Source organism: uncultured Holdemanella sp. (assembly GCF_934754935.1).
Taxonomy (GTDB): Bacteria; Bacillota_I; Bacilli_A; order Erysipelotrichales; family Erysipelotrichaceae; genus Holdemanella.
On the sequence record NZ_CAKVJB010000002.1, the window covers coordinates 24,316 to 45,051 of the forward strand.

Consider the following 20,736-nt stretch of genomic DNA (forward strand, 5'->3'; position numbering starts at 1 on the left):
AGTTTTGAGTTTCATTGAATGTTCACTCTTTTTCATATATAATGTTCCTGATGAGCACTATTAAATATCCGAATGCAATTTCGACCATAAATACAATGCAATCAAAGAGTTATAGTTCAAGAGGTATGCGTCTTGAGAATGATATAAATGACTCCAATAAATATTATCGGGAACTTGATAAAGCTTTGATTTATAAAAAGCCCACGCCGGTTCAAGTTGTTCATGTTGATTATCCGAAAAGACAACGTGCAAAAATTACCGAGGCTTATTATAAAACACCATCAACAACCGATTATAATGGTGTATATCGAGGTAAATATATTGATTTTGAAGCAAAGGAAACGAAAAATAAAACAAGTTTCCCACTCTTCATGATTCACCCTCACCAGATCAAGCACCTAAAAAAAGTTGTATTTCATGGAGGTATTGGTTTTTTTATCATTCGATTCAATTACCATAATGAAACCTATCTTGTAGATTCAAAGATGCTCATAGATAAAATAGAAAATATAGATAAAAGTTCCATACCTTATACTTGGTTTCAAAATCATGGAACTCTTATTCAAGAAGGATTATATCCTAGGTTAGCGTATTTAAAAGTTGTAGATGAACTCTATTTCAAGGAGGATAAGTAAATGGCCCAACCACAAAATGAACAAAAAAAGCCAACAGCACCAAAGACAAACAGAAGAAAATTAGATATATGGAATAAACTTGCCGTAGGCATCCTGTCCATATTCTTAGTTGGATGTATATCTGTATTCTTTGTACTTGTGAATATTATTAACGATCCAGATGGCATGCGTTTTTCACAAGATGGCTTAACAACACTATCCAATTCAAGACTATATGACTCTTCAGGAAATGTATTCTATGAACTTGGTGATGAGATTCGTGAAGACGTTACATATTCACAGATTCCACAATCTGTAGTGGATGCCTTCCTTTCTATCGAAGATTCACGTTTCTTCGATCACAACGGATTTGACTTGCCACGATTCTTAAAATCCGCAATGGCAAACTTGAAATCTGGTAGTTTTTCACAAGGTGGTTCAACCCTAACGATGCAGATGATCGATAATGCGTTCACTAAAAACCAGGAAACAAAGATTGAAACGGAACAAGGCTCTGTTTCAACAGTTCAAAAATTAAAATTAAAAGTACAAGAAATCTACCTATCTTTAATTGCTGAACAAAGTATCAACAAAGAACAAATCTTTGAATATTATGTAAACCGAATTTGGTTTGGTTCCGGAAACAATACGCGTGGTATTCAAAAAGCAGCACAATACTTCTTTAATAAAGACGTATCCCAATTAAACTTGGGTGAAGCTGCATTCTTAGCGGGTTGTATCAATGCGCCAGACACATATAACCCATTAAACAATTTAAATGAAGCTAATACGACAACAGATCATTTAAAAGCCGCTCAAAACCGACGCAATGTCACTTTGGAATTAATGATGCAACATGGATATATCACAGAAGAAGAATATAATCTTGCTTCAAATCAAGACTTATCATTCTCTTTACAATATATTGAAAGAACTAGTGATGATCCAAACCAAGCTTATATCACTCAAACACTAAGTGAAGTTATGGAATTAACTGGACAAGATCCTGCCATCATTCCAATGGATATCTATACTGCATTAAATCAAGATGCACAAAAACAAGCCGATGAAATCTGTAATGGTAATATCGTACAATATCCAGATGATGCATTCGATGTAGGTTTCTCTATGATTGAAAACGATACAGGAGAAATCATTGCGGTAGGACCTGGTCGTCGTTATCACTCTGACTCTGTTAAAATTGACAACTCAACAGATCAAAAACAACCTGGTTCAACAATGAAACCATTACTTGCCTATTCAAGTACATTTGATATTCTAGGCTGGTCTACCGTTCACCAGGTAAATGATAAGAAAAAGGATTATTGGAAAAATGGTTCTTATGCCCCAGTAAACTCGGATGGTAAATTCAATGGTAAAATGAGTTTACAAGACGCATTAGGTGTATCAAAGAATACAACAGCTGCACAAGCCATGATTGATTTAGTAACCGCTAAAGGCTATGACTACTGGATCGATTTCTGTAAGAAGCTTGGCTATGATGAAGATGTAGCTGAAGCATTCAATGAACAATATGCGATTGGTGGTTCTGGAATGTATGCGAGCACTGTTCAACAAGCAAGTGCCTACTCTATGCTTGCCAATGGTGGTAAACGTGTAGATGCTCATAGAGTTCGTAAAGTCATTCGTAGATCTGATAAAAAAGAGTTTGAAACAAAAGCTCAAACACATGAATTAATTAGTGAACAAGCCGCTTGGATGATGTCTCAATTGCTTGAAAAAGTTGTTAGTGGTGGCTACAACAACTACAACAACATCTTGATGAGTAATTATACAGTTTATGGTAAATCAGGAACTTCCGATTGGCAAAACGAAGGTGCTCAATATGGTATTCCTGCTGGTACCGCAAAAGATGAATGGTCTTTAGGTTACACAAACAAATATACGATTGCTTGCTGGAGTGGATATACAACGGAATATATTCAACAAGGCTACTACATTACAATCTATGATTTAAATGTGGCAACCGCATTCCATATTTCTCACTACATGTTAGATTACATGCAAAAATATGCAACATATTCAGCTATTGAAAGACCAAGTGGTATTTCCGATTATAAGAACGGATATATCAAAGATGAGTTTAAATCAAAAGGTGATACAGCTTCTGAAAACGCAGACGAACAAGAAGCATGTGAAGCCAGTGGTGGTGAATGGGATGCAGAAGCTGGAACTTGTACAAAAGCTGACGATGAAGAAAAAGAAGCATGTGAAGCCGATGGCGGAACTTGGGATGGAACTACTTGTAAAAAAGAAGATACAGAAACAGATGAACCAGAAACCAATGATGCTGAAACAACATGTGTAAATAATGGTGGAACTTGGGATGGAAGTGCTTGTACATATCCAACAACACCAGATCCTGAACCTACACCAGACCCTTCAGTACCTGAAGGTAATAGTTTAAATCCAACGGGATATGTTTGGTATGATCGAAGAAGTTTATATAACATATTTGATAGACTTTAGTAAAAGTGCTCAATTGAGCACTTTTTTTGTATCAAGAAAAAAAAAAAAAAAAACAGGGATTATCATTTCCCTGTTTCAAGTATTGTATTCGCAATTTGAAGTTGTTTATCACTAGGTGTAGGTATTCCTTCTAAAGGATAGTCTAGACCTAATTCTTTCCATTTATAAGCACCTAACGTATGGTATGGAAGTACTTCGACTCTTTCTACATTTTTTAATTGAGCAATAAATTGATGCAGTCTTTCTAAATATACTTCATCCGTATTGATGGTTGGCACTAACACATGACGAATCCATACCGGCTTTTGAATATCCGATAAATACTTAGCCAATTCTAAAATATTTTGGTTGGTATGCCCTGTTAATTCTTTATGTGCCTTTTCATCAATATGCTTAATATCTAATAGAACTAGATCTGTCACTTGCATAAGTTGTTTAAATTTAGAAAAGAACGGTTCTTCAAACGTAAAGGGTTGTCCACAAGTATCTAAAGTAGTATGGACCCCTTCTTTTTTTGCCTGTGTAAAAAGTTCAATCAAAAAATCAATTTGTAGAAGTGGTTCTCCACCACTGACAGTAATGCCACCATTATCTTTCCAGTAAGGACGATATCGCAAAGCTTTCTTTAATACAGCTTCTACACTTTGATTCGGTTCTTTTACTTTCCAAGTATCGGCATTGTGACAAAACTTACAACGCATATGACACCCTTGCATAAAAATAACATATCTTACGCCTGGCCCATCTACAAGGCCGAATGTTTCAATTGAATGAATGGCTCCTAACATTGTATCCTCCTAACTAGAAAGAGCCTTATTAAAGGCTCTTGTGACATGTACGACTAATAACATCTAATTGTTGTTCACGAGTTAAATCGATAAATTTAACGGCATAACCAGAAACACGAATTGTAAAGTTGGCGTATTCTTCTTTTTCTGGATGTTCCATCGCATCTTTTAATTTTTCAACCCCAAATACGTTCACATTCAAGTGGTGAGCACCCTGATCAAAGTATCCATCTAATACATTGACTAAGTTATTTACTCTTTCCTCTTCACTGTGACCCAACGCATCCGGATTGATTGTTTGCGTATTACTAATTCCATCTAACGCATATTCATAAGGAAGTTTTGCGACTGAATTTAATGAAGCAAGTAATCCATTTTGTTCTGCACCATAAGCAGGGTTAGCACCTGGAGATAATGGCTCTCCAGCCTTTCTTCCATCAGGAAGTGCTCCAGTAGCTTTACCATATACAACATTTGAAGTAATTGTAAGAATTGAAGTCGTTGGTTCACTATCACGATATGTGTGGTGTTTTTCAATCTTACGCATAAATGTCTTTAATAGCCATACGGCAATTTCATCGGCACGATCATCATCATTTCCATAACGAGGGAAATCCCCTTCGATTTCATAGTCAACAACCAATCCATCTTCATCACGAATTGTCTTAACCTTTGCATATTTAATAGCACTCAATGAATCCACTACATGAGAGAATCCGGCAATACCTGTTGCGAAAGTTCTACGAACATCTGTATCAATTAAAGCCATTTGACTTGCTTCATAATAATATTTATCATGCATATATTGAATCAAGTTCAAGATATTTACATATAAACCTGATAACCAATCCATCATAATATCGTACTTATGCATAACTTCATCATAATCCAAATATTCACTTGTGATTGGTTTATATTCTGGACCCACTTGAACTTTTGTCTTTTCATCGACACCACCATTGATCGCATATAATAAACATTTAGCTAAGTTTGCACGAGCACCAAAGAACTGCATTTCTTTACCAGTTTGAGTTGCACTTACGCAGCAACAAACCGCATAATCATCCCCCCATACAGGACGCATTACATCATCATTTTCATATTGAACACTACTTGTATCAATACTTACTTTTGAAGCATATTTCTTAAATGGTTCTGGTAAATTTGAAGAATATAATACAGTCAAGTTTGGTTCTGGACTTGGTCCCATGTTTTCAAGTGTATGCAAGAACCGGAAACATGTTTTAGTAACCATGCTTCTTCCATCCATACCTAAACCACCAACATCAAGCGTTGCCCAAACTGGATCTCCTGAGAATAATTGGTTGTAGCTAGGGATTCTGGCAAACTTGACCATTCTAAATTTCATAGTTACATGGTCAACAATTTCTTGGATTTCACTTTCTGTGAATACACCATTTTCTAAATCTCTTTCGAAATAAATATCTAAGAAAGTCGAAATACGACCTACAGACATAGCTGCACCATTTTGTGTTTTAATTGCAGCTAAATATCCAAAGTATAGCCATTGTACAGCTTCTAAAGAGTTTTTAGCGGGTTGAGAAATATCAAATCCATAGCTAGCCGCCATGACTTTCATTTCTTTTAACGCCTTGATTTGTTCAGCCAATTCTTCACGTTGACGAATTACGTCGTCTGTCATTGTTCCATCGCCACAATAAGCGAAATCTTTTTGTTTCTGCTCAATTAAATAATCAATACCATAAAGTGCAACACGACGATAATCACCAACAATACGACCACGGCCATACGTATCTGGTAAACCAGTCACAATCTTGTTACGACGTGCTAAACGCATTTCTGGTGTATATGCACTAAATACGGCATCATTGTGAGTTTTATGATATTTTGTGAAGATTTCATGTAATTTTTCACTTGGCTTATAACCATATGTTTCGCATGCCTCTTCACTCATACGAATACCACCATATGGCATGAATGCACGTTTCAATGGTTTATCTGTTTGTAAACCAACAACCTTTTCTAAATCTTTATCTAAATATCCAGGTCCATAAGCCGTTAAACTTGAAACCACTTCTGTTTCCATATCCAATACGCCACCTTTGGCACGTTCTTCTTTTTGTAGTTTTTGAAGCTCTGCCCATAAAGTATTCGTTGACTCAGTTGGACCTTCTAAAAAGCTTTCATCTCCATTATAAGGTTTGTAGTTGTTCTGAATAAAATCACGAACATCTACCTCGTCTTGCCATTTACTGCCTTTAAATCCTTGCCATTGTTCTTTCATGATTGCCTCCTTCTAATGACAGTTAGTTTTAACTAACAGATGTTTAAAGTTTACTATGATTCCTTCGAGCAGTCAATTAAAAAGACCCACCGAAAAGACAAAGTAAACTTGCCCAGACGGTCGGCCTATAATATCATACTTCATGTGGTAACTCCACTTCCGTCAGTCATATGATATTCAAATCATAACAAAGAACCTTCAAATACGCAAGCGTTTTCATCACGCTCATGAATTTAACTTTGAGCTTCTCCTATATTTGTCATTTTAAAACCCTCTCCATGTACTTCATGCGATTCAACAACCACAAAGAAAGATTCTGGATCTGCTTCTTGTACAGCCTTACGAACTTGATACATTTCCTTACTATTACAAGCACACATCACCACTTGCATATCATCTTGTTTATATCCACCCTGCGCATTTAATATCGTGCTTCCCCTTTGACTTGTGTCATCAATGACCTGACAAATTCTTTTTCCATGTTTTGTCACAATAAAAGCCACTTTACCTGAGTTCAAACCATATATCATTTTATCCACTACAACCGCAAACAATAGATTTACAATCATTCCATAAATCATTCCATCCACATCTTTAAATAGAATACCACCCACTAGAATAATTCCAACATCCGATAAAAAGGCAATATTTCCTAAAGATAAATGCGGTCTTAATGCCTTTACTGCCATGATGATAAAATCAGATCCTCCGGTAGATGAATTTCGAGTATAGATCATCGCATAGCCAATTCCACCAAACACACCTGTGCAAAGTGCAGCAAGTAAACGATCTCCTTGATAAACGGGAAATAATGGGGCTACATAGTCAATAATCAATGAAGATAAAATCATACAGCGAATTGAACTGATAAAAAACTTCTTCCCTAATAGTTTGTAACATAATATCGCAACTGGAATATTTAATAAAATCGTTGAAAAACCAATGGGAATATTAAACAAACGATACAAGATAATCGAAATCCCTGAAAATCCTGTCATAGGAAACTTAGCTTGTACGGCAAAGTTATAGATACCAATTGCGACAAAGATACTGCCAACAAGTTCCCACATCATTTGTACCAATAATTCTTTTGTCTTATTCATACTTACCTCCCAAAAAAAAGAAGCGCCCAAGACCAAATCTTACAGTGAAATCACTGCACCTACGATTTGATCCTAGACGCTTTAACCACTCATCCGGTGAAGAGTGAACGTTATTTAAATGTACCAATTTATTGTATGGAACATGATCATTTAAGTCAAGAAAAACTCTATATTTGCCATTTAAAGTCTACTTTAAATATTCGCTATTTGTGGGATGTTCATTTCATACTAAAAATAGTAAAGTTTTAGAGGAAAGGAGGCTAATTATGGATACAAAAAAGATAGGAGCCTTTATCGCTTTAAATCGCAAGAAAAAAGGATATACACAAGAACAATTAGCTGAAAAATTAGGAGTGACAAATAAAACCATTTCACGATGGGAAAATGGGCATTATATGCCAGACTTATCTTTACTAGAACCTTTAAGCAAAGAATTAGATATCACCTTAAATGAACTATTAGCTGGAGAAGAAATTGTTAAAGAAGAGACTTTAGAATATTCTGAACAAAACCTAATCCAAACCATTGATTATACAGACAAGAAAATCAAAAATGAACATAAAAAAATATCTTTATTTATTATAGGACTTGGTATTTTTACATCCCTTTGTGCATTTACTGTTTTCCCTTCTGAAAGCAGCTGGGGAAGCATTTATTCTATAATTGGATTGTTGTTTTTTGTAGTTGGAATATTTAGAGAATTAAAAATCACTTCCCTACTTAAGAAAGGATTGGTTTCAATACTTCTATTCGTCTTACTTTTAGGAGTTTTCTTTATTTTGGACTATGTCAGTGTAACCCAATTTAAACAATCACCCATCTATAGATTGACTACAACGACTGTATTTAGTGATGATGGAAACAAAATGATTCAATACCAAAATCCATTCTATAATGTATTTCGCATCAATGCCGACACACCCAATGAATATTATCTTATCGACGACAAGAAACAATATACCATTGATACCGTTCCAACGAGTCCTTTTAATATGGATAAAAGCTCAATGGAACAACTCAAACACTACAAAAGTCAATATATTGGAGATAATAGTAATACATCCCATTTATTAAGTGCTTTGCCACTATCCGAGTATGGCTATGTATTTGAAATTGATTCTGAAAATTGTGGACTTACAATAAATTATAATTGTACGGATTGGTACAACAATGAAAACTTATATATACATAAAGCTCTAATATATAATTCCGTTTCTTTGTTCAAATTGATTGATAATCTTGAAACGATCACATTTAATTTTAGTGGAAGCAACTACACAATTACACGTAAAGCTATTGAAAAGTACTATCCTGTGGATCAAAAGATCAATGATAATGAATTTATATGTGAAATGATGAAATTGTTTATTTATGAATAATTTCTTCCGCACGATCAAGTGCAGCACTGATATTAAGCTGGAAATTTTCTTTACCAACCAATTCAATAAATCCGGCCTTTTCCATGACCTTCATTGGTTGATTATTCACATGTGAGAATACAATCGTGATACCTTTTGATTCACAGACTTGAACCAAATCCTTTAATGCATTTAATGCCGTACTATCTAATGCAGGAACACTACGCATACGAAGAACTAGACACTTTGTAAAATCTTTGACGGCAATTTCTTCAATTACACTAGCAGCACCAAAGAATAATGGTCCTGAAATCTCATAGACACGAATCTGAAGTGGAAGCTTTTGAAGATGTTCATCTACATCTGGTGTATCATCATCTACATATGTCCATCCATTAACTTTTGTTTCTTCACTCATACGTTTAATAAATAACAAACATGCAAGTACCATACCCACTTCAATGGCTACAACCAAATCAAAAATTACAGTTAGCCCAAATGAAGTGACTAGCACAATAATATCACTCTTAGGCGCTGTTTTAACTAGATTCACAAACGTACGCCATTGACACATATTATATGCGACAATAAATAGAATTGCCGCAATTGTAGGCATTGGAATCATGCCGGCATATGGCATTAATACAACTAATACAATCACCAATGTTATGGAATGCACCATACCGGCAATTGGTGTTCTTCCACCATTTTTAATATTGGCAGCCGTTCTGGCGATTGCACCTGTGGCAGGAATTCCTCCAAATAAAGCGGATGCGATATTTCCAGCACCTTGCGCAACAAGTTCCATATCCGAACGGTGTTTTCCGTTGATCATACCATCCGCAACCACACAAGAAAGTAAGGATTCAATGGCTGCTAATACAGCTATGGTCAGTGCATTTGGAAGTGCATTTTGAATGATGTTTAATGATAAACTTGGAAAATGTAAAGATGGTAATGCATTACTAATTGTATAAAGATTTCCAATTGTATTTACTTTTAATGGTAATAATTGAATCATCACAATTCCGGCAATAACAGCTAAAAGTGATCCAGGAATTCTTTTAAAGATATATGGTGCAATAATCAAAATAACTAAAGATACCACACCTACAATCACGGCATCCATATTGATTGTAGAAAAATTATTTACTACGGCCTCAAATTTTTCAACCGTCTCAATAGGTTTGACTCCAGTAGGATAGGTCAATTCAAAGAAATCCTTTAATTGTCCAATCACAATCGTAACGGCAATACCAGAAGTAAAACCTGTTGTGATCGTGAATGGAATAAACTTGATTAGACTTCCAAAATGACATAGTCCCATCAAAATCAAAAAGATACCTGCAAGAATGGTTGCAACAATAAGTCCATCCATTCCATCATGTGCAACAATGCCGGCAACAATAGTCGCAAATGCTGCGGTCGGTCCTGCGATTTGGACGCTACTTCCACCTAATGCTGAAATGACAAATCCTGCAACAATAGCAGTAAAGATTCCGGCTTCCGGTCCAACACCAGAAGCAAGTGCCAAGGCAATCGATAATGGTAGTGCAATAATAGCTACAATAATCCCAGCTGTTACGTCTTTGACAAACTGAGACTTATCATAGTTTTTCAGTGATGAAAGTAACATCGGTTTCAGTGAATTCATTTGTTAATATTCCTCTCTTTTTAACAACCTTTAAAGTATACCATAAATTAAGGATTTTTAAGGACTTTTCTACAATACTATTTGATATACTGAATATATAACGATAAATTTCAGGAGAATACTATGAAGAAAAAGACTAAAATTATAATTTTAATCTCAACATGCATTTTAATTGCCGTTATCGGCATCTATTTCTTATTTCCAAAAGGATCTAATAATGGAAATATCTATGTTCAAAAAGTATCTACAATCATAGGTTCTTCCTACACCGAGAACCGGTATTCAGGTGTAGTAGAATCTAGTGAAACCGTAGATATTAATCAAGATGGAAATAAATCTATTACTGACATCTATGTAGAAGCTGGTCAAAGAGTAAGAAAAGGTGACAAATTATTTTCTTATGATACAACAGAAGCATCCAATTCCATAGCACAAAAGAAACTGGATATTGAAGCGCAAAATAATGAAATTGCTGCTCAAAATAACACAATCGAAGATTATAAAGCAGAACTAAACAAAGGTGCAGATAAAGTCGAGATTCAGGCTCGAATCAATGATGCTAGTTATGCGATTCGTCAGGCTCAAAATACCATCAAAGCTACACAAACAGAAATTGATCAGTTGAACAAACAAATCGAAAATTCCACTGTTCTTTCAACAATTGATGGAATCATCAAAGAAATCAATAGAGATGGTGGAACAGATGAAAATGGAAACCAAAAGCCATTGGTGTCCATCACACAAACTTCTGATTTTAGAATAAAGGGTTCCATTAGTGAAATGGGTTCTATTTCTGAAGGAACAAATGTCATTGTCAGAAGTCGTATCAATGAAGATCAAATCTATAAAGGAACTGTCACAAAAGTAGAAACAGATCCTCAATCCAATTCGAACAATAACTCTTATGGTAATGATTCGAATGAATCTGCATCAAAATATCCTTTCTATGTCACTTTAGACAATAATAAAGGATTAAAACTAGGACAACACGTCTATATTGAAGTGGATAATGGTCAATCCACAAAGAAAAAAGGAATTTGGTTAGATGCTAGTTTTATTGTTTCAGATGAAAATGGCAATTCCTATGTATGGGTATCTGAACGTGGTAAATTAAAGAAAAGACAAGTAGAACTTGGTAAAACAGATGAAGAAACATATACCACAAAAATCAAGTCAGGACTTAGTGAGGATGACTATATCGCATGGGCTGATGATACATATAAGGAAGGTATGAAGACAACGACTGAATACCAAACGGAAACGGATGGTGATGCGAATGCTTCTTAATCTTAAAAACGTTTATAAAAATTATGGAAAAGAACCATTGATTGTTCCTGTCTTAAAAGATGTTAGCCTTGAAGTCGTACAAGGCGACTATGTTGCGATTATGGGACCAAGTGGTTCTGGTAAAACAACACTTATGAATATCATTGGTTGTTTAGATCGAGCTACCAAAGGAACCTATCTATTTGAAGATGAAGATATTTCTGAAATGAATGATGATGCGCTAAGTGATTTAAGATTAAATAAAATTGGTTTTGTCTTTCAAAACTTCAATTTATTAAGTTCTGAAACCGCTCAAGAAAATGTAGCTTTACCCTTAATTTATGCAGGCGTTGATAAAGAGACAAGAAATCATAGGGCTAATGTTGCGTTAAGTAAAGTCGGTTTAGCCGATCGTACAACATTTAAGCCTAGTCAATTATCGGGTGGACAAAAACAGCGTGTTGCGATTGCCCGTGCCCTTATCAATAATCCTAGAATTCTACTTGCCGATGAGCCAACTGGAGCTCTTGATCAGGCGAGTGGAAAACAAGTGATGGAATTGTTTAAAGCTTTAAATGCTGAAGGTGTGACAATCATTATGATTACACATGATGCCAGTGTGGCAAGTCATGCCAAAAAGATTCTTCATATCATTGATGGGGAGATCATCGAAAATAAACAAGGAGATGTCCTATGAAGCCTTCTATAAAAAAAGGAATTATTATTACTTCTGTATGTGCATTTGCCTTGGTTGGAATCAAGTTGTACTTAAGCTCATCCAATACGATTGATGTTCATTCTGTATCCAGCTTAAATACAGGCTATTGGGATAATCCAGCCACTTCAACAGGGCTTGTATCCAATAGTGATACACAATCGGTTTTATATGATTCTTCTAAAACCATTACACAAATCTTTGTCAAAGAAGGTCAACAAGTAAGTGTAGGAGATCCATTATTATCTTATGACTTAACGACACTTCAAAGTGCAGTAAATACAAGTCAATTGGAAGTGGAAAAAGCACAAAATGCGATTACACTTGCCAATCATGAATTAAAAAAATTATTAAATACAACACCGGTTCCAGATGTAACGCCTGAGCCAGATATACCCGATCCTACTCCAGCTCCATTACCGGATATTCCAAATCCAGATGGTAATGGCTTATATCCTTATATTCTTTCTTTATCCCAAGCTGAAAAGAATTTTACAGACTATAAGATCTATTATGCAGTTACAGAAAGTGAAGTACCTGAAAAAGGACCTAAGGAAGATACGAATATTTGGAAGGAAGATCGGGTTAAAAAGACTTCGGATCAAACATGTTGGTATTGGATCGAATATACATATACAGATGGTTCAAACAATGCGTATGATACAAAGGATGCTGTAGAGTATTATAGTGACAAACAAAAGATTCCAACTGAAGACATTTCTACAGTTGGAACAAAAAAGAATCCTTATGTATTCAAGTTAAGTGAAGACCAGGGATTTGTGTACGGAAAATTATTTTTAGACAACACGAATTTAAATGCATATTTACGTTTTGATCTTTATACAAATGATGGTGACCTCGATTCTTCTTGGCTTGTTCGTTGTGATAAATTTGCCGCTAAACAATCTATGAATGCCGGTGATATGTATTCTGTTCTTTCACATACAAAAGAAGAACAAAAGTATATCGAAGTAGAACAAAATTCAAGTCAAGAAAATACATCGGGTTATACAGAAATAGAACTTGCGAAAGCCATTCGTGATAAGAAGCAGGAATTGAAGACGTTAGATTTAGATTTAAGAAAAGCTAAGCTTTCATTAAATGAAAATAAAGCTTTATTAAACGATGGTGTCGTTCGTGCAAAGCGCAGTGGTATCGTGCGTAATGTAAAAGATCTATCAAACCCACCTCAAGATGGCAGTGCCCTTTTAGAAGTGGCGACAGGCCAAGGCACTTATATTAAAGGAAGCATTAGTGAATTGATGCTAAATCAAGTCAAAATTGGTGATACCATTTCAGCCTATTGTTGGACAAATGGTGAAACATTTGATGCGAAGATTCAAAGTATAGATACAGTCCCTTCTTCTAGCAGCAACTACAATGGTTCGGGAAATCCAAATGTGAGTTACTATGGTTTTGAAGCTTATGCCAAAGATGCCTCAAATATTGCGGTTGGTGAATATTTAGAATTAACATTCAATTCGAATACAGATACAACGAGTTCAATTTGGCTTTCAAAAGCGTATGTGAAACAAGAAGGAAATAAATATTATGTTCTTAAAGACAATCATGGAAGATTGAAGAAGCAATATGTAACGGTTGGAAAGATTGTCTGGGGTGATACAGTCGAAATCAAAGATGGACTTTCAGATACGGATTATATTGCGTTTGCGTATAGTAAAAATGCCAAAGAAGGCGTAAAGACAAAGAATATGTCGGAGGATGCATCATGATTGAAAATATAAGATTATCCTTTCGAGGCATTTTTGCCCACAAGATGCGATCATTCTTAACAATGCTTGGAATCATTATTGGCATTGCCTCCATCATTGCGATTGTTTCTACAATTAAAGGTACAAACGATCAGATTGAAAAGAATTTAATTGGTTCTGGAAATAACACGGTAAAAGTAGCTTTGTATCAAGAGGATTGGGAATATTCTTTTGATGCAGGAATTCCAAATGGTGTTCCTACTGTTTCAAAAGATACACTTGAATCTTTAAAAAACATTGATCACGTAGAAGGTGTTACACTTTATCGTTCAAGACAAAGTTATCAAGCCATATTTCGTAATAACACTTCTTTAGATGGTGGATATATTATGGGTGTGAATCAAGACTACTTCTCAATTGCCGGATTAACCATTAAACAAGGAAGAGGCATTACAGAAGATGACAATAAGAAATTTAGACAAGTTGCCGTTTTAGATGAAACAAGCGCAAAGCTTTTATTTGGTGAAGAAAACCCAATTGGTAAAACGATTGAAATTTCTTCAACACCATTCACAATCGTTGGTGTATGTGCCAATAAAGAAACTTTTGAGCCTACAATGGAAAGCATTGATGATTATTATACATACAATCAGTCCACGGGTTCTAAAGTCTATGTTCCAAGTGAATCTTGGCCAATCTTCTATCAATTCGATGAACCGCAAAACGCATTACTGAAGGTGGATGCCACTTCGAATATGACAAGTGTTGGAAAAGAAGCAGCGAATATCTTAAATACATATGTTTCTTCTTCAAGTGTTCAATATAAAGCACAAGATTTGTTAAAGCAGGCAAAAGATATTCAAAACTTATCTAAATCCACAAATGCCATGTTGATTTGGATTGCCGGTATTTCCTTACTAGTCGGTGGTATTGGTGTTATGAACATTATGCTTGTAACAGTAACTGAAAGAACGAAAGAAATTGGTCTTAAAAAAGCGATTGGTGCTAAGAAAAAAGCCATTCTATTCCAATTCTTAACCGAAGCTGTAGTACTTACTTCTATTGGAGGTATTGTAGGTGTATTAACTGGTATTGGTTTAGCTAAATTAATATCAGTATTCAATGGTACCCCTGTATCCATTAGTATTCCGGCTATGATATTATCCGTATTATTCTCTATGGCAATTGGCATTATTTTTGGATTACTTCCTAGCTATAAAGCTGCAAATCTTGATCCAATTGAAGCCTTAAGACATGAATAAAAGCTGTAACGACAAAATCGTTGCAGCCTTTTTTTAAACCTCTTGAGATTTTGGAATATACTCCACATCCTGTCTAACACTTGTTGCAGTAATCTCATATTGAGAATATTCAACATCATATTCAGACATTTCTTCACAATACTTACACTTACAAGGAACCGTATATTTTATCATACGATTATAAAGAGATCCTTTTACAATCACACGATTGGATTGTTTCACTGTTTTACTAACATGTGTGGCTAGACCATTAAATGTATTCACATTTACCAAATTGAAACGTTCCGACCACGCTAATAGCTCCTCAGTTACGATTTCCATAAGATATAGCAGCAATTAATCCAAGAATATCAGAGTCCCACTTTTGATTTTTAATTTTAGAATAATTAAAGTTTCTCATTCCCTTACCGCCTCTTCGATTCCCTTATAATACAATCAAAAATAAGGGAAATGAGAATACATTAAGGAGAAAATTTCTTAACAGTATCTATGATTAAGGAATCTACATGAATCAAATATTTTCGAGTAAATGCCAAACAGTATTAGCAGGCAAAGAAGAATTACAACATTTTTTAAATGAAGAATAAAACACTTAATTATTAATCTAAAATATGGAATGAGAGCACATATGTGAAATTATCTCTCTTCGTTTGAATTGGCGCCCAGATAGGAGTCAAACCTACGACCTTTCGCTTAGGAGACCACTCATCACAATTTTATTTAATCTTGAAATTTATATATAATTTCGTTATATGCTTTATTTATCGGCTTTTTTGTGTTTCCTAATTTTGACCGCTCAATAAAATATACGGAATTTTTCATCTGATTTCGTTTTTTTTGCATAGTCAATATTAGCTGGCTATTAGCTAGAAGGCCATTTTATTAAAAAAGTCCCTTGATAGGGACATCTTATTTTAATGCATCTAATAGTTTATCCAGTAGATCTGGATTGTCTTTTAAAGAAGCAACCAGCTTATCCACATCAATACTATCTTTCTTCCTTTTGGCATTGTCTTCATCATTGTTCTGATAAAATGACTCATCAAACTTTTGAGCATTTATTTTACGATCTTCATCTAAAATATGACTATACAAATCTGTGACCATATCTGCCTGAGCATGACCGGTATCTCCTTGTGTTGCTTTTATATCACCATGATTTAATTTTAATTTATATGTTGTACTTGAATGACGAAGCGAATGAAATACCACCGGTGGAAGTCCAGCTTTTTCTGAAAGCTTAGCTAATCCTTTACGAATGATATTATGCTCTACTGGTCTACCATCTTCAAAACATAAAACCATATCATAATCATGATATTCATCTTGAAAGAATTCTTTGTATTCATTTTGTTGTTCTTTCCATTCACGTAAAAATTGTACCAATGTATTAGGTAGCCATATAGTACGAATACTTGATTGTGTTTTAGGTTTTCGTAACACCAATACTGTTGTATTGCTTTCATTATCAGTAGCTGATGGAAATGTATACAAAATATCTTGAACATTCAGTTCATCAATTCCCTTTTTAGATAATCTTTGTAATTGCTGTTCTACAACAATATGAGCATTATCATTTTCAATATCTTCATCGCTTATGAATACATTTTTCCATTGTAATCCTAAAACTTCACCAATACGTAATGAACACGCAAACGATAGTTGAATTGCCAATGAAATTTTTGGATCTTCACAAACTTCTAGTGCTCTAGAAATCATTTCTGAAGTCCAAATTTCTTTTTTGGCATATTCATGTTTTGGAGGTGTAACTTTTTTAAAAGGATTGGACGCAATTAATTCCCACTTTTCAGCACACCCAAAGGCACAGCTCAATAACTTATGAACCGATTTTAATATATAAGAAGTTACTTTCCCATCTGTGTTTGATCTCATAGGTCGAATAACTCTTTGTTCTTTTAAATCCCTATAATATTTTTCAATCACAATTGGCTTAATATCTTGCAGCTTCTTTTTACCTATATATGGAAGAATATAATATTTAATTGTAGAACGATTTCTTGTTAATGTAGAAACACTCCAGTTTTGATAGCCATAAAGTTCAATAAATGTATCTAAAAATGATTCAACAGTATCTGTATTAGGTGGGATAAAAGACCCCTTAGCCTTTTCAGCTTCAACTATTGACTTTCTAGCTTTAGCTTCAGAAATTGAATCAAATGTTTCCCATTTTTGTCTCTTTTTTCCTTTTGCATCTACATAATAATAAATTACACAATATTTACCATTACGCTTATTAATTGTTGCCATTCATATCATCTCTTTTCTAATAATTTGTTTAATAACTCTCTTTTTAAAGATGGATCTGATTTTAATTTATCCACCAATGCATCAAAATCAGAATGTTCTTCTTTTGGGAGTAAACCGGATGTTTTCTCTTTAAAAGATTGATTCCATTTTTCTTTACATTCCATCACCTGTCTGCAATTTAAAAAATCACGAACCCCATCAATATTAGGCTTTTTACATCTTAAAGGTTGCCTCAAACTTGAATAATACACATCACTATACAAAACCTCATTTCTACCCTTTTGTCTGCCAAATGACATCAGTTTTACTAATGTCAATTCTGGAAAACCCAATTTACTAATAAGTTCTTTGAAATGTTTATTTACGACTCTATCATCATAAGGAAGATCATCCTTCAAACTGAAAATAGTAGAATCATCACAACGATTTTGTGCATATCTATTTCGCCATTCCATCAACAATTCAATGACCTGGCTATGTAAATACACTTTCTTTTCTTGTTTATTCTTTAGAAGTACTACAACTGTATTTGTATTTTGAAATCCTTTCTTCTTATAAGTTTGAATAATTGAAGATGGATCCATTTCCAAAACAATATTCTTATTCAATCGTCTAATTCTTTTATTCGATACGATATACCCTTCTTCTAAATGATCCAAATTACTCCAGGTAATAGCTCTCACTTCACTTAAAGAAAGACCTGAATCAAAACATAAATGCAATAAAATAAACAACTTTTCATTTGTACAATTAGAAATCAATCTAGTCCAATAAGACAAGTTCCAACTTGGCGACTCTTGATTCTTGGCACTTACTTTTGGCCTATATTCTGTAAAATAATTTAATTTTATTAAATTATGATCAACCAAATAGTCACTGGCCTGGCATAATAAATTTAAGCAGCCTCTTACAGCAGATGCACAAATAATATCATTTGATATTTGATTTCTAAGAGGTACACCTGGCAATAATTGAAGATCATGCATAATTTGTTTTGATGTTTTAGCATTAAGCTCTTTAACCTTTTTATCTCCTACAACTTTACTTAAATAATTGTTGATCAAAGATTGTTTATTCTCATATATTGAAATCGAATAATCATTAAATATAATCACACTTACGTATTGATTCAAATAATCAATAAAGAGTGTATTCTTATTTACAATAATCTTATTTCTTTTTCCACCATCTATTTGTTCTTTACGCTTCAATGCCTGATCTCGATTGTAGAATGTTTCATATCTTTTCTCTATATCCCCATTCTCATTTTGAATTGTATAAATTACATTGTATGCCTTACGTCTTTTAGTAATTACTACGGCCATTTTAAGTCCTCCCTATTCATCGCTATAAAACCATTTGTCAAAGGATTCCTTGTTAATGCGAATTGATTTACCAATCTTTATACTCTTAAATATACTTTCTTTTACTAAAGAATAAGCAGCTCCTTTACTTACACCTAATATCTTTGCAATTTCAGCTACTGTATAGGTTTTCTTTTCACATAACACAGGTTTCATCTTTTTTCCTCCTCACTATAAACTTTCAAAAAGCACAATTCCCAGCTACAAAAAAGGAAGCAGTGTTTCATTACTGCTTCCACAGGAAAAGAGTCCATAACCAGAAGAATCATTTCTTCGGGTTATGTAAACGTAAATCTAAACTAATTTTTATTTTCTTATCAATAATAGCCATTTGCCTTTTATTTAACGTTGCTATCTTTTTAAATAATCTCGACTTATCAATCACTCGAATTTGTTCACACATCACCATAGATCTGTACTTCAATCCTAGTCCATCTGGCAAAATACAATGTGTTGGAAGATGATGTTTTGTATAAATCTTAGAAGAAAGACACGCAACAATCGTAGTTGGACTATATTTATTTCCACGATTATTTTGAATAATTAATACCGGCCTAACTTTTCCTTGTTCTGATCCTGAGGCATCACTCAGATCTGCTAAATAGATTTCTCCTTTTTTCACTTTCATTTCTATCCACTCCTATAAAATATGTAAAACCAGGACATCTCCTGGTTGATAATTAATATTAAAATATTCATCGCGTCTTCTATTTATCACCTGATTACCCGAAAACAAAGGAATCCTATTAGACAAGATAGTTGCTAATTATCTTTCATTGGAATCTCACCAACCCATATTACGCTTGGGCCTGTCGCTAGAAGTATCATTATCTTATATATTGTCATGGCACAATTAGCAATATTGTTTGTCATCTAAAGTATCGTCGCTCGAATTGCTTCATCATCGCGCAGTAGTGACCCAGCTCGAATATATAAGTGTTGTATCTAATAGTTGTTATGCTATTTTCAAAGACCTCTTTAAGAAGATACGAGTATCCCCTTCACTAGTGAGCCGATGAAAACGGCTCAAAATTGCAGCTTTATAAAAAAAAAGTATATTTTTTTCTAAAACGAATAGTTTCAACATGAGTTTTCAATGAATAAGTCACTAATTTAATGCTTACAGTTACTAAAACCACTAAATCTGAGTATTAAAAAGCATGCAGAATCGGCTTCGATTCTGCAATTCAATTATTTATTTGTTTTCCTTATTTTATACGTGTAATCTAGTTTTGCTAGTCTTCTACAAATCGTCCACTCTGGAATTCCTGTGATTTTAGATACTTCTTTTGCACAATATCCACGATACATTAAAAAAATAATCAGCTGCATCTCAAAGCCAAATTCTTCTAATAATTCTGCAAAAGTAATACTTGTTATGGAATTCAAGAAATCTCCGACAGTTCTGGGATCGTTTAATTCAGATAAATTTGGCTGAACAACTTTTGATATTTTTTGTTCACTATCATAATCCACTTTTTCAAAAAATCTTCGATCGGAGTTAAATTGCATTCTATCAAAATCTCTCATTAAAAGAATTTTATCCATTGGCATTCCGTTCTTTTTCATAAACCTTTCATCTTTCTCCTTCCATTTCTTATACGCATTTTCAGCGCGACGGTGATTATAGGGTTTAGCCATTATTATTCCTCCTTTTCATAGCTAAGCTTCGAAGGGATATCCCTTCATAATCGAGCCGACGAAAACCGCAAAAAATTGCACAATCGAAGAAATTTTTTAAAAAAATTTTGATTAGAAGAGTATCCCTTCTTCTAATTTGCCAAAGAATATAAAAAAACAGATCCACTGTCTGAAACAAAGATCTGTACCAATAAATTTTATTTTATAAATAATTCGGATAAAAAATAAAAATATA

At 34.1% G+C, this 20,736-nt stretch carries 17 protein-coding genes and 1 riboswitch; of the genes, 7 read left to right on the forward strand and 10 right to left on the reverse strand.

What is annotated here, in order from left to right:
* Window positions 1-95 precede the first annotated feature (95 nt).
* A complete protein-coding gene (gene recU / locus Q0E86_RS00780; protein ID WP_040466188.1) occupies window positions 96-635 on the forward strand; it encodes a Holliday junction resolvase RecU in 540 nt (179 codons plus the stop codon).
* The gene (locus Q0E86_RS00785) at window positions 636-3,104 is read left to right on the forward strand and encodes a transglycosylase domain-containing protein (protein ID WP_295754082.1); all 2,469 of its coding nucleotides are present in this window, start codon (window positions 636-638) and stop codon (window positions 3,102-3,104) included. It abuts the gene before it with no gap.
* A 62-nt stretch (window positions 3,105-3,166) separates the two neighbouring features.
* Here Q0E86_RS00785 and pflA read toward each other — a convergent pair whose 3' ends face one another.
* The 3 genes from pflA to Q0E86_RS00800 all read right to left on the reverse strand — a co-directional run bounded on the left by pflA (window position 3,167) and on the right by Q0E86_RS00800 (window position 7,261).
* The gene (gene pflA / locus Q0E86_RS00790; protein ID WP_288536732.1) at window positions 3,167-3,892 is read right to left on the reverse strand and encodes a pyruvate formate-lyase-activating protein; all 726 of its coding nucleotides are present in this window, start codon (window positions 3,890-3,892) and stop codon (window positions 3,167-3,169) included.
* Between the two features lie 28 nt (window positions 3,893-3,920).
* Window positions 3,921-6,158, reverse strand: a complete 2,238-nt coding sequence (pflB, locus tag Q0E86_RS00795) for a formate C-acetyltransferase (RefSeq protein ID WP_295754083.1) — start codon at window positions 6,156-6,158, stop codon at window positions 3,921-3,923.
* 103 nt (window positions 6,159-6,261) lie between these two features.
* Window positions 6,262-6,338, reverse strand: a riboswitch (ZMP/ZTP riboswitch).
* A gap of 53 nt (window positions 6,339-6,391) precedes the next feature.
* Window positions 6,392-7,261: a YitT family protein gene (locus Q0E86_RS00800; protein WP_295754084.1), complete on the reverse strand. Its 870-nt coding sequence runs from the start codon at window positions 7,259-7,261 to the stop codon at window positions 6,392-6,394.
* Between the two features lie 266 nt (window positions 7,262-7,527).
* Here Q0E86_RS00800 and Q0E86_RS00805 point away from each other — a divergent pair, with 266 nt between their 5' ends.
* Window positions 7,528-8,640 carry a DUF4825 domain-containing protein gene (locus Q0E86_RS00805; protein WP_295754085.1) on the forward strand — a complete coding sequence of 371 codons (1,113 nt, stop codon included), beginning with the start codon at window positions 7,528-7,530 and terminating at the stop codon, window positions 8,638-8,640.
* On the opposite strand, the gene Q0E86_RS00810 is transcribed toward Q0E86_RS00805, so the two are convergent.
* A complete protein-coding gene (locus tag Q0E86_RS00810) occupies window positions 8,627-10,273 on the reverse strand; it encodes a SulP family inorganic anion transporter (protein ID WP_295754086.1) in 1,647 nt (548 codons plus the stop codon). The genes Q0E86_RS00805 and Q0E86_RS00810 overlap by 14 nt on opposite strands.
* A gap of 123 nt (window positions 10,274-10,396) precedes the next feature.
* Here Q0E86_RS00810 and Q0E86_RS00815 point away from each other — a divergent pair, with 123 nt between their 5' ends.
* Genes Q0E86_RS00815 through Q0E86_RS00830 form a run of 4 tightly spaced genes read left to right on the forward strand, consistent with a single transcriptional unit; the run spans window position 10,397 to window position 15,228 of the window.
* Complete coding sequence (locus Q0E86_RS00815) at window positions 10,397-11,560, forward strand: efflux RND transporter periplasmic adaptor subunit (protein WP_295754087.1); 1,164 nt, start codon at window positions 10,397-10,399, stop codon at window positions 11,558-11,560.
* Window positions 11,550-12,236: an ABC transporter ATP-binding protein gene (locus Q0E86_RS00820; RefSeq protein WP_295754088.1), complete on the forward strand. Its 687-nt coding sequence runs from the start codon at window positions 11,550-11,552 to the stop codon at window positions 12,234-12,236. Before Q0E86_RS00815 ends, Q0E86_RS00820 begins: the two co-directional genes overlap by 11 nt.
* Window positions 12,233-13,987, forward strand: a complete 1,755-nt coding sequence (locus Q0E86_RS00825) for a biotin/lipoyl-binding protein (protein WP_295754089.1) — start codon at window positions 12,233-12,235, stop codon at window positions 13,985-13,987. The genes Q0E86_RS00820 and Q0E86_RS00825 overlap by 4 nt, the downstream gene beginning before the upstream one ends.
* A complete protein-coding gene (locus tag Q0E86_RS00830; RefSeq protein WP_295754090.1) occupies window positions 13,984-15,228 on the forward strand; it encodes an ABC transporter permease in 1,245 nt (414 codons plus the stop codon). Before Q0E86_RS00825 ends, Q0E86_RS00830 begins: the two co-directional genes overlap by 4 nt.
* A 33-nt stretch (window positions 15,229-15,261) precedes the next feature.
* Here the strand turns inward: Q0E86_RS00830 and Q0E86_RS00835 are convergent, their stop codons facing one another.
* The 6 genes from Q0E86_RS00835 to Q0E86_RS00860 all read right to left on the reverse strand — a co-directional run bounded on the left by Q0E86_RS00835 (window position 15,262) and on the right by Q0E86_RS00860 (window position 20,501).
* Window positions 15,262-15,549 carry a hypothetical protein gene (locus Q0E86_RS00835; RefSeq protein ID WP_295754091.1) on the reverse strand — a complete coding sequence of 96 codons (288 nt, stop codon included), beginning with the start codon at window positions 15,547-15,549 and terminating at the stop codon, window positions 15,262-15,264.
* A gap of 588 nt (window positions 15,550-16,137) precedes the next feature.
* Complete coding sequence (locus tag Q0E86_RS00840; protein WP_295749756.1) at window positions 16,138-17,496, reverse strand: site-specific integrase; 1,359 nt, start codon at window positions 17,494-17,496, stop codon at window positions 16,138-16,140.
* Window positions 17,497-17,501: 5 nt separating this feature from the next.
* Window positions 17,502-18,821, reverse strand: coding sequence for a hypothetical protein (locus Q0E86_RS00845; RefSeq protein WP_295749753.1), 1,320 nt, complete (start codon window positions 18,819-18,821; stop codon window positions 17,502-17,504).
* 12 nt (window positions 18,822-18,833) lie between these two features.
* Complete coding sequence (locus Q0E86_RS00850; RefSeq protein WP_295749750.1) at window positions 18,834-19,016, reverse strand: helix-turn-helix domain-containing protein; 183 nt, start codon at window positions 19,014-19,016, stop codon at window positions 18,834-18,836.
* A gap of 109 nt (window positions 19,017-19,125) precedes the next feature.
* Window positions 19,126-19,488 carry a type II toxin-antitoxin system PemK/MazF family toxin gene (locus Q0E86_RS00855; protein WP_295749747.1) on the reverse strand — a complete coding sequence of 121 codons (363 nt, stop codon included), beginning with the start codon at window positions 19,486-19,488 and terminating at the stop codon, window positions 19,126-19,128.
* Window positions 19,489-20,051: 563 nt separating this feature from the next.
* Entirely contained in the window at window positions 20,052-20,501 is a 450-nt protein-coding gene (locus tag Q0E86_RS00860) for a hypothetical protein (RefSeq protein WP_295749744.1), read from the reverse strand.
* Window positions 20,502-20,736: the final 235 nt, after the last annotated feature.